Here is an 11,559-nt window from a genome sequence, read left to right as displayed (position 1 = left end):
CTATGATGCAAGAGATAAAATGTATAATCCTATTATAATATCAGTGTAAAACAAAAGAAAACTGATGAAACAAAGATTCAGATCAATATTAAAAACAATCATGCGACAGCACACATTCAGGAGGTTAATTATGAATTTCTCAGAAAAGTTACAGCAGACACTTGGCAAAGCAATCAAAGATGCATCGAATGAAGAGATTTACGCAGCACTTCTTAACACGGTAAAAGAAGCTGCAGCAGATAAAGGAAGAAATATTTCCGAAAAAGGAAGAAAAGTATATTATATATCAGCAGAATTCCTGATCGGAAAACTGTTATCCAACAACCTGATCAACCTTGGCGTATACGATGAAGTAAGAGAGCTTCTTGCAGCAAATGGAAAAGACATCTGCGAGATCGAAGAAGTAGAACCGGAACCGTCACTTGGTAACGGCGGACTTGGAAGACTGGCAGCATGCTTCTTAGATTCTATTGCAACACTCGGTCTGGAAGGAGACGGAATCGGACTGAACTATCACCTTGGACTGTTCAAACAGGTATTTGAAAATCACAAACAGAAAGAGACTCCAAACCCATGGATCCAGAATACAAGCTGGCTTACTGATACAGGAATCGGATTCGATGTACCATTCAAAGATTTCAGCCTGCATTCAAAATTATACGATATCGATGTAACCGGATATGAAAATGGAACCAACAAACTTCACTTATTCGATATCGAATCTGTAAATGAAAACATCGTAGGCGACGGAATCTCATTTGACAAGAATGATATCCGTGAGAACCTGACGCTGTTTCTCTATCCGGACGACAGTGACAAACAGGGCGAACTGCTTCGTATCTATCAGCAGTATTTCATGGTAAGTAATGGTGCACAGTTCATTTTAAAAGAATGTGAAGAAAAGGGCTATTCACTGGAAGAACTTGACAAACACGTTGTAATCCAGATCAACGATACACATCCGTCTATGGTAATTCCGGAGCTGATCCGTCTTTTGACAGCAAGAGGAATCTCTATGGATAAAGCAATCGAGATCGTGACAAATACTTGTGCATACACGAACCATACGATCCTTGCAGAAGCACTGGAGAAATGGCCGATCGACTATCTGGAGGCGGTTGTTCCGCACTTAATGCCGATCATCCGTGAACTGGCAGCAAGAGTGGCAGCAAAATATGATAACAAAGATGTGCAGATCATCGACGAGTGGAACCGTGTACACATGGCAAGAATGGATATGCATTACGGATTCAGTGTCAATGGTGTTGCAGCACTCCACACAGAGATCCTGAAAAATGTAGAATTGAAGCCATTCTATGACATTTATCCGGAGAAATTCAACAATAAGACCAATGGTATCACATTCAGAAGATGGCTGATGCACTGTGATAAGAAACTGGTAGAATGGATGGATAAATACGGAGTCGGTGAGTTCCGTAAAGATGCTTCCAAACTGGAAGGACTTCTTGTACAGATCGATAACGAAGAAGCACTGAATGAGCTTCTGGATGTTAAGCAGCAGAATAAGACAGCATTAAAAGAATATCTGGAAAAAGAATCCGGAGTTGTACTGAACGACAACGCAATCTTCGATATTCAGATCAAACGTCTCCATGAGTATAAGAGACAGCAGATGAATGTCCTGTATATCATTTACAAATATCTGGACATCAAAGCCGGAAATAAACCAAAGAGACCGATTACAATGATCTTCGGTGCCAAGGCAGCACCTGCTTACATTATTGCAAAGGACATCATTCATGTAATCCTGTGCTTACAGGAACTGCTCAAGAATGATCCGGAAGTGGCACCGTACCTGCAGGTTGTTATGGTAGAGAACTACAATGTGACAATGGCAGAGAAACTGATCCCGGCATGCGAAGTATCTGAGCAGATTTCACTGGCATCTAAGGAAGCAAGTGGAACAGGTAACATGAAGTTCATGTTGAACGGTGCTGTAACGCTTGGAACAGAGGACGGTGCAAATGTAGAGATCCATCAGCTTGTCGGGGACGAGAATATCTATATCTTCGGAGAGAGCAGCGACCAGGTAATCGAGCACTATGCAAAATCAGACTATGTGGCAGCAGATTACTATATCAATGACAAAGACATCCGTAAGTGGGTAGACTTCATTATCAGCCCTGAGATGCTGAAAATCGGTGATGTGCGTACACTTCTTGAGATTCATGCAGAACTGATCCAGAAAGACTGGTTCATGACACTTCTGGATGTAAAAGATTACATTCAGACAAAAGAAAGAGTATTTGCAGATTACGAAGACCGTATGACATGGGCAAAGAAGATGATCGTGAACATTGCAAAAGCAGGATTCTTCTCATCAGATCGTACGATCGCCGAGTATAACAGAGATATCTGGCATGTATAAAATGTGTGCAAGGGAATAAGCCGCACAAAAACAATCGGAAAATGAATGCAGGTATCTTTCTGGTGGCAACGCAGGGAAATATCCATGCATTATCCATTTCACCGAAAGGCCTGATCATGGGAATGCTGCTGGCGATTACGACCTGTTTCTACGGAGTACTTCCGGGACCGCTTCTTAAGAAATATCCGGCCGAGTCAGTATGCGCATGGGCGATGCTGATCGGCGGAGGCGTGCTGGCGGTATTCTTAAGACCGTGGAGAATTGAGGCACATCTGGATATGATTGTGATTGTAGGATTCCTGACAATCGTAATCGTGGGAACAATCTTACCGTTCTGTCTGTATCTGGCAGCGGTAAAATACGCAGGAAGTGTATATGCAGGATTATTATCAAGCGTGGAGCCGGTAGCGGCAACGATCGTGGCGGCGATCTTTTTAGGAACTGCATTCCCGGCAATAGATATTCTGGGATTTGCACTGGTATTATCTACACTTTTCATTTTGAATATCAATTCGAAATAAATACAGGAAATAAATACAGATAGTAAAAAAGGATGCATCAATTTGCATCCTTTTTTGAGAGAATAATGAATGAGGCTTTTCTTTTCGATATGCCACTTCATTAACTATAATAACACATTTAAAGTGAATGTATAGACCCGACAGGGTTCCTTAACACATTCTTAGCAATCGTATATATAAAAGGGTACCCGGCAGATAGAGCAGTAAATTACACTTCATTCTCATCTTCGCACATACGATAACCGACACCGACTTCGGTAAATAAAAACTGTGGCTGTGATGGATTCCGTTCTATTTTGCGGCGTATATTGGCCATATTTACACGCAGAATACGATTATTGTTGTCGGTAAAAGGTCCCCATACATTTGCCATTACAGAAGCATAGGTCATAACCTTTCCGGAATTGCGCGCAAGGTAGGCAACAATTTTGTATTCTACAGGTGTCAGATGTATCTCCTCGCCGTCCAGAGTCAGCATTCTTTTTTCGAAATCAAGTATAAGTCCCTGACATTTGTAAGGACGGATATAAAGAGGCGAGTTTGATGCCATACGGTTGCTGTGACGTAAAGAAGTACGGATTCTGGCAAGCAGTTCCGAAGTGCCGAATGGCTTGGTGATATAGTCATCGGCACCAAGATCCAGAGCGGCCACCTTATCATGTTCTCCGGTTCTTGCTGAAATGACGATGATCGGGCAACTGGTCCATTCGCGGACAGAAGCTATGATATCATTTCCATCCATGTCCGGAAGTCCAAGGTCCAAAAGGATCAGATCCGGACATTGTGAATTGATAATGGACAATCCGGCCTTCCCGGAAGTGACGGTAGTTGTTTTATATCCATTGGCCTTTAATGTTCTGGACATGAAGTCCAGAATATTTTTTTCATCCTCTATGATCAAAATAGAATAGCTGTCATTCATGATTAAGTATCCCCCTTTGGTAATGTAAATAGAAATTCAGCGCCATCTGCATGATTATGTGCGGCAATTTTTCCGCCATGTGCCTGGACAATAGTGTTGCAGATAGAAAGACCGATTCCCATGCCACGGTGGGTATCCGATGTACGTGGGGCTGTATATTCGCCTTTTAAAATCAGTGGGATGGTCTGTTCGTCAATACCCTTTCCATAATCTATGATATGAAAGGTAACGGTATCCGGGTTTTCTGTAATACGAAGGTCGATAGGCCTGTCGCTTTCGGAATGAACAAAAGCATTTTCCATCAGATTCATTAGAACCTGTTCGATAAGAAGCGGATCCATCGGAATGATCAGGACATCTTCCGGAGCACTTACGTGAATTTCAATATCCGGAAGCCGCCGTTTTAATCGGATGATTGCTTCGGAAACGACTTCTTCTACGACTTCGTCCTCTTTTTTAACAGTTCCGGTATCATCCTGAATTCTTGTGACAGACAGAAGATTTTCGACCATATTCAAAAGCCAGTGTGAATCTTCGTTAATAGACGATACAAGACTTTGCTTTTCCGGATCAGTCAGATTCTGATAATTTTCTATAAAAGAATCCGAAGAGCCTATAATAGAAGTAAGCGGTGTACGAAGATCATGAGAGATTGCCCGCAGAAGATTGGCACGTATCCGTTCTTTGTCTGCCTCATTGATCGCACGCTCTCTTTCCAGAATCATTTTGTCCTGTTTCTTTAACTGTGTTGTCAATGTGGATACGATCAGTGAAATGGAAAGCAGAAATACAAATGTGACAGGGTATCCGCTGATCTGAAAATTAACTTTAAAATAAGGATATGTAAAGCACCAGTTGATGAATATAACACAAAACAAAGCAGAAATAATACCAAAAACATATCCACTGGTAATTCTGGCAATGATAATAAGAGCAAGAATATAAATAAGTGCAATATTGGCAGGATCGCTTCTGGTAATATGAAAAAATGAGAAAGCCAGAACCGTTGCCAGTGTCAGGATACAGATAGTAGAAAGAATATTATAGCATAAAGTCTTAGGGTCAGATGAATTGTCGGTTTTTGCTGTTTTTTTCAATGTTGCTCCTTTCTCCGAAAGCCGGTCAGATATTCTTTTCATATTGTTAGATTATAACACAAAAAAAGAAAATCGGAATACTGGAAAAATTGTATTAAAAATAATGCGTAAATTCTAAAAGTTTGTGCGTTAATGTGGTAAAAAATGTGATATTATGTGACGAGGAGGAATGAACTATGAAATGTACAAGAAATGTAACAGATCACGTGATCTGGGTGGGCGCAAATGACAGAAGATTAAACTTATTCGAGAATTTATTCCCGATTCCAAGAGGGGTATCCTATAATGCATATCTGATTAAAGATGAGAAGAATGCCCTGATGGATACAGTAGATGCATCCGCATCCGAACAATTTATTGAAAATGTAGCTTATGCATTAAACGGCGGGAAATTAGATTACCTTGTCGTACAGCATATGGAACCGGATCATTGTGCCAATATCCAGAGAATTCTGGAGTTATATCCAGAGACAAAAGTAGTTGGAAATGTAAAAACCATGCAGATGATCAGCCAGTTCTTTGATGCAGATCTGGAAGGCAGACAGGTTGTGGTAAAAGAAGGCGACACGCTGGAACTTGGAAATCATACCCTTCATTTTGTGATGGCACCGATGGTACACTGGCCGGAGGTTATGGTATCTTATGAAGATTCGGAGAAGATCCTGTTCTCTGCAGACGCATTTGGAACATTTGGCGCATTGAACGGCAATCTGTTCAACGACGAGGTTGATTTCGAAAAGGACTGGATTGATGATGCAAGAAGATACTTCACGAATATCGTAGGAAAATATGGCATACAGGTACAGGCACTTCTGAAAAAAGCAGCAGGGCTGGATATTCAGATGATCTGCCCGCTTCACGGACCGGTATGGAGAAATAATCTGAATTACTTTATTGAGAAACACGATAAGTGGAGCAAATACGAGCCGGAAGACCAGGCTGTTGCCATTATCTATGGTTCTATTTACGGAAATACAGAGCAGGCAGCAGATGCACTGGCAGCAAAGCTTGGTGCAAAAGGTGTAAAAAATATTGCAGTCTATGATGCATCCAAGACAGATGTATCAGAACTGATCGCCGAGATCTTCCGTGTCAGCCATGTGGTGATCGCATGCCCGACATACAACGGAGGCATCTATCCACCGATCGAAAATCTGCTGGCGCACATGAAGGCACTGGCTGTACAGAACAGAACGGTTGCTGTTATGGATAACGGAACCTGGGCTGCAACAGCAGGAAAGCAGATCGTAAAACAGTTAGAAGAGATGAAAAATATGACGGTACTCGATCAGAAACTGTCGATCAAATCTACATTAAAAGCGGATCAGGAAGATAACTTAGATGCATTTGCACAGCAGATCATAGATGCTATGTAAATGCATCTAAGAAGCAGTGAAGAACAATAGAATGCAGATGTCATGATATGAAAGACGTGTATTGAGTGGAGGTCGATAGAATGAACAATTACACAAGAGAAGATATATTGAGAATGGTAGAAGAAGAGGATGTAGGATTTATCCGGCTGCAGTTTACGGATATTTTCGGAACCATGAAAAATATCGCGATAACCACAAGCCAGCTGGAAAAAGCACTGGATAATGAAATCATGTTTGATGGATCATCTATAGAAGGTTTTGCAAGAGTAGAAGAGTCGGATATGTATCTGTATCCGAATCTGAATACATTTGAGATATTTCCATGGAGACCGCAGCAGGGAAAAGTTGCCAGACTGATCTGTGATGTGTATAAACCAGATGGAACGCCTTATGAAAGTGATCCGAGATATATCCTGAAAAAAGTAATGGAAGATGCGAAAGAGATGGGATACGAATTTAATGTCGGACCTGAGCTGGAATTCTTCCTGTTCCATACAGATGATGACGGATTGCCGACCACGCTGTCACATGAAAGTGCCGGATATTTTGATCTCGGGCCTCTGGACCTTGGTGAGAATGCAAGACGTGATATGGTGTTGACGCTGGAAGATATGGGATTTGAGATTGAATCTTCCCATCATGAGGCGGCTCCGGCGCAGCATGAGATAGATTTCCGTTATGATGAGGCGCTGACGACCGCAGATAATATTATGACATTTAAACTTGTAGTTAAGACGATCGCAAAACGTCATGGGTTACATGCAACATTTATGCCAAAACCGAAATTCGGGATCAATGGTTCTGGTATGCACCTGAACATGTCTATTAGCAGAGACGGAATCAATGTATTCCAGGATGCCAGTGATGAATATGGACTTAGCAAAGAAGCATATTGCTTTATCGGCGGAATTATGAAACACATGAAGGCACTGACTTTTATCACGAATCCAAGTGTTAACTCGTACAAGCGCCTGATCCCTGGATTTGAAGCTCCGGTATATATTGCATGGTCTGCAAAGAACCGTACACCTCTGATCCGTATTCCGGGAACACGAGGGGAGTATACAAGAGTCGAACTTCGTAACCCGGATCCGTCGGCTAACCCATATCTTGCACTGGCGGTATGCCTGGCAGCAGGACTGGACGGAATCAAGGAAGGAACGATGCCGCCGAAGGCAGTAAACCGTAATGTATATGAGATGACAGATGAAGAACGCAAGATTTTCGGAATTGAAAAATTGCCGGGAAGTTTAATAGAGGCAGCAAAAGAATTTCAGAAGGATACATTTATCCAGGAGATATTAGGAGAAGACCTATCAAGAAAATATATAGAAGCTAAGGCATCTGAGTATCAGGATTACAGAATCCAGATTACAGACTGGGAACTTGAAAAATACCTGCACTTACTGTAATACAGATTTTGCACAAAAAGGAACGGGCAAAAGAGTATCTGACAGGAGGTGGCGTAAGTGGCAGGGCTTATTGTTGTATTCCCGAATAAAGATAATGCAACCAATATCAGAAACCTGCTGGCCAGAGGAGGCATGGATGTAATTGGTGTGTGTACCACTGGTGCGCAGGCCATGCATTATGCAGATACTGTAGACGATGGGATCGTGGTCTGCGGTTATCGGATGAAAGATATGATGTATACACAGCTTCGTGAATATTTACCAGAGTCATTTGAAATGCTTCTGGTAGCATCACAGGACAAATGGAGCAGTGGTGATGTGGAAGGAACCGTAGGCCTTTCTACGCCGATTAAAGTATATGATCTTCTGAATACTGTGAATATGATGCTGCAATCCATGGACCGGAGACGTAAGAAACGAAGGAAAGAACTGAAAAACAGAGATCCGAAGCAGCAGGAGACGATCAGAAAGGCAAAAGAACTTCTGATGACACGTAATAATATGTCGGAGGAAGAAGCACACAGGTATCTTCAGAAAAGCAGCATGGACAGCGGGACGAATATGGTTGAAACAGCAGAGATGGTACTGAGCATTATGGCAGAGTAATATGTGAGACAATAAAAGGAGAGAAATGCATGAAGTTTACAAAGATGCAGGGACTGGGCAATGATTATGTCTATGTGAACTGTTTTGAAGAAAAGATAGAAAACCCGCCGGCGGTGGCGAGATATGTAAGTGACAGACATTTCGGAATTGGATCGGATGGACTGATCATGATCAATCCGTCCGAAGTAGCTGATTTTGAGATGGAGATGTATAATGCAGACGGTTCCCGCGGTGAGATGTGTGGAAATGGGATCCGGTGTGTGGCAAAATATGTCTATGATTACGGACTTACAGATAAGACACAGATCTCTGTAGAGACACTTGGCGGAATCAAATATCTGGATCTTACCGTAAAAGATGGAAAAGTGGTACTTGTCAAAGTAGACATGGGAAAACCGGAACTGAAATCAGATCTGATTCCTATCATATCAGAAAATGAAAAAGTAATTGATGAGCCAATCGAAGTAGATGGACAGGTATACCATATGACAGGTGTATCTATGGGAAATCCACATACAGTCATCTATGTGGATGATGTAAAGAATCTGGATCTGGAAAAGATCGGACCGAAATTCGAGAATCATGAGAGATTCCCAAAACGTATTAATACAGAATTTGTACATTGCATTGACCGGAATACAGTAGAGATGCGTGTATGGGAACGCGGTTCGGGTGAGACACTTGCATGTGGCACAGGAGCATGTGCCGTAGCCGTAGCCAGTATATTAAATAACTTGACAGATACGCGTGTTACGGTAAAATTATTAGGTGGAGACTTGCAGATCGAATGGGATCGGGAGAAGAATCATGTATTTATGACAGGCCTTGCAAAAGTTGTATTCGACGGCGTGATAGACATTACAGAGATAAAGGAGTAAGAAGATGTTTAAAGTAAACCAGGATTATTTGAAGTTACCAGGAAGCTATCTGTTCTCAACAGTAGCAAGAAAACAGCGTGAATATCAGGCAGCACATCCGGAAGCCGAGATTATTAAGTTAAGTATCGGTGATGTAACACAGCCTCTGGCACCGGCAATCGTTGAAGCTCTTCATGGAGCAGTTGACGAGATGGCACATGCAGAGACATTCCACGGATATGCACCGGATCTGGGATATGAGTTCTTAAGAAGTGCAATGGCTAAGAACGATTATCAGGCAAAAGGATGCGACATCAATGCAGATGAGATCTTCATTTCCGACGGAGCAAAAGAAGATTGCGGTAATATCCAGGAAATCTTCTCAAAGGACAGCAAGATCGCTGTATGTGATCCAGTATATCCGGTTTATGTAGATACAAATGTTATGGCAGGACGTACAGGTACATATGATGCTGCTACAGGAACATGGAGTAATGTCATCTATATGCCTTGTACAAAAGAGACGAACTTCGCACCGGAGATTCCGAAAGAGACACCGGATATCATTTATCTGTGCTTCCCAAATAACCCGACAGGTTCTACGATTACAAAAGAACTGCTGCAGAAATGGGTAGATTATGCAAATGAAGTCGGTGCAGTCATCATTTATGATGCAGCTTATGAGGCATATATTTCAGAAAAAGAAGTGCCGCATTCTATCTATGAATGTGACGGAGCAAGAACCTGTGCAATCGAGATCAGAAGTTTCTCTAAAAATGCAGGATTTACAGGCGTGCGTCTGAGTGCCACTGTAATTCCAAAAGATGTAAAATCCGGAGATGTGATGTTACATTCTCTGTGGGCAAGACGTCACGGTACAAAGTTTAACGGAACATCTTACATTATCCAGAAAGCAGGAGAGGCTGTATATTCTGACGCAGGAAAAGAGCAATTAAGCGCTCAGGTTGCTTATTACATGAACAATGCAAAAGTCATCAAAGAAGGCTTAAAAGATGCTGGATACAACGTATCAGGCGGTGTCAATGCACCATACATCTGGCTTGAGACACCTAAGGGAATGACCTCATGGGATTTCTTCGACTACCTGCTTGATAAGGCGAATGTAGTAGGTACTCCTGGATCAGGATTTGGACCAAGCGGAGAAGGATACTTCCGTCTGACTGCATTCGGAACATATGAGAATACGGTTGCAGCGATTGAAAGAATTAAGAAGATGTAATAATCCGGAAGCATTTACGGTGTAAATCTTGAAAGTTATAGCATAAGAAAAAATATGAAATAAAAAAACGGCCGGTATTCGTATGCTGAAAAAATAAAAGCATGCGAATACTGACCGGTTTTTTATTGCTATGTGTCCGGCACATGCGGTTACAATTCATACAGAAAGATTTGAAATCAGTCTTTCGGATATACTCGTAATTGAAGTTCTGTAATATGTTCGCTGATATCTGCCGATTGATGGTTGTCTACCCAGATCAGCTCCAGAAGAGGTCCATCCGGAACCAGACCGTGACGGGCTGCATAGGTTAAAAGTTCTGGAATATAAGTAACATTCTGACGGTAATCCCCTGCGTAGGTGAATGTAAGATATGTGCCGCCACTGAGACAATACTCTCCGTAATTATCGATGATAAATACACCGGAATAATTTTCATACTGCCCGTTATTGATTTCCTTAAGCGGAAGGAATGAGCCAATGTTATGGTTGCTGATAATATAAAGATTCTCCGTATTTTTATTCAACAACTGTTTTACCAGAAGATCCATCTCCTCATCTGTATGGTAAGGTGTATTCAATATATGGCAATAGCGGTCAGGGAACGTCTGCAGCCGGATTTTAAGTAATGTCTGGTCTTCGGCACTGGATAATGTCTGCAGACGTTCTTCAACGTTTTTCTGCAGGCGATTTAATTCCTGAATCTGCTGATGAATGGCATCGAGCTCTTCCGTGAGTAGTTTACGTGTATTTTCTACGCTTCGGTTGTCCATATATTCCCGGATCTTTTCCATAGGGAATCCCAGACGACGCAGATCGCGGATGATGTTCAGTCGCCACAGGTCATCAAGAGTATATAGCCGATAATTATTTTTCCCGCGTTTTGGTGCCAGAAGGCCCAGCTTTTCATAATAGCGGAGAGAATCTGGTCCGATATTGTATAGTTTGGATATTTCATTAATTTTGTAAAACTGCTTCATATGTTTTGTGCGATGGAACTATGAAAGAGAGGCGCCTGATTTTTCGGCTTCTTCAATATAATTACTGTTTGGAAGAGATAGTGCACCTGCTTCGAATGCGGCACGAAGCTGTGCAGTTGTACCATTTGGATGTGGACTTCCGTTTAAAATTAAAATATTCAT

The 11,559-nt window shown here is 41.9% G+C and carries 11 protein-coding genes; 7 read left to right on the top strand and 4 right to left on the bottom strand.

Features of this window, described 5'->3' with window-relative positions; all coding sequences use genetic code 11:
• Positions 1-130: 130 nt before the first annotated feature.
• The gene (locus NCY30_RS07660) at positions 131-2,389 is read left to right on the top strand and encodes a glycogen/starch/alpha-glucan phosphorylase (RefSeq protein ID WP_250818602.1); all 2,259 of its coding nucleotides are present in this window, start codon (positions 131-133) and stop codon (positions 2,387-2,389) included.
• 41 nt (positions 2,390-2,430) lie between these two features.
• The gene (locus NCY30_RS07655; RefSeq protein WP_006428430.1) at positions 2,431-2,910 is read left to right on the top strand and encodes an EamA family transporter; all 480 of its coding nucleotides are present in this window, start codon (positions 2,431-2,433) and stop codon (positions 2,908-2,910) included.
• A 208-nt stretch (positions 2,911-3,118) separates the two neighbouring features.
• On the opposite strand, the gene NCY30_RS07650 is transcribed toward NCY30_RS07655, so the two are convergent.
• Positions 3,119-3,832 carry a response regulator gene (locus NCY30_RS07650; RefSeq protein ID WP_006428431.1) on the bottom strand — a complete coding sequence of 238 codons (714 nt, stop codon included), beginning with the start codon at positions 3,830-3,832 and terminating at the stop codon, positions 3,119-3,121.
• Positions 3,833-3,834: 2 nt separating this feature from the next.
• The gene (locus tag NCY30_RS07645) at positions 3,835-4,971 is read right to left on the bottom strand and encodes a sensor histidine kinase (RefSeq protein ID WP_130096188.1); all 1,137 of its coding nucleotides are present in this window, start codon (positions 4,969-4,971) and stop codon (positions 3,835-3,837) included.
• Positions 4,972-5,105: 134 nt separating this feature from the next.
• Here NCY30_RS07645 and NCY30_RS07640 point away from each other — a divergent pair, with 134 nt between their 5' ends.
• From NCY30_RS07640 to NCY30_RS07620, 5 genes are all read left to right on the top strand, one after another.
• Positions 5,106-6,305 carry an FprA family A-type flavoprotein gene (locus NCY30_RS07640; protein WP_055182062.1) on the top strand — a complete coding sequence of 400 codons (1,200 nt, stop codon included), beginning with the start codon at positions 5,106-5,108 and terminating at the stop codon, positions 6,303-6,305.
• 80 nt (positions 6,306-6,385) lie between these two features.
• The gene (gene glnA / locus NCY30_RS07635) at positions 6,386-7,717 is read left to right on the top strand and encodes a type I glutamate--ammonia ligase (RefSeq protein ID WP_006428434.1); all 1,332 of its coding nucleotides are present in this window, start codon (positions 6,386-6,388) and stop codon (positions 7,715-7,717) included.
• A gap of 57 nt (positions 7,718-7,774) precedes the next feature.
• Entirely contained in the window at positions 7,775-8,323 is a 549-nt protein-coding gene (locus NCY30_RS07630; protein WP_055182064.1) for an ANTAR domain-containing response regulator, read from the top strand.
• A 29-nt stretch (positions 8,324-8,352) separates the two neighbouring features.
• Complete coding sequence (gene dapF / locus NCY30_RS07625; RefSeq protein ID WP_250818601.1) at positions 8,353-9,201, top strand: diaminopimelate epimerase; 849 nt, start codon at positions 8,353-8,355, stop codon at positions 9,199-9,201.
• Positions 9,202-9,205: 4 nt separating this feature from the next.
• Positions 9,206-10,420, top strand: a complete 1,215-nt coding sequence (locus tag NCY30_RS07620) for an LL-diaminopimelate aminotransferase (protein WP_055182071.1) — start codon at positions 9,206-9,208, stop codon at positions 10,418-10,420.
• A 176-nt stretch (positions 10,421-10,596) separates the two neighbouring features.
• On the opposite strand, the gene NCY30_RS07615 is transcribed toward NCY30_RS07620, so the two are convergent.
• Positions 10,597-11,397, bottom strand: coding sequence for a MerR family transcriptional regulator (locus NCY30_RS07615; protein ID WP_055182074.1), 801 nt, complete (start codon positions 11,395-11,397; stop codon positions 10,597-10,599).
• A gap of 18 nt (positions 11,398-11,415) precedes the next feature.
• Positions 11,416-11,559 (bottom strand): NAD(P)H-dependent oxidoreductase, encoded by a 144-nt coding sequence (locus NCY30_RS07610; RefSeq protein ID WP_139009388.1) that lies wholly within the window; start codon positions 11,557-11,559, stop codon positions 11,416-11,418.

This window comes from Dorea sp. MB18-49, assembly GCF_023669465.1.
In the GTDB taxonomy this organism is placed as follows: domain Bacteria; phylum Bacillota; class Clostridia; order Lachnospirales; family Lachnospiraceae; genus Dorea_A; species Dorea_A longicatena.
Note: the sequence above shows the minus strand (reverse complement) of the source record. Positions and strands in the feature narration are given on the sequence as shown.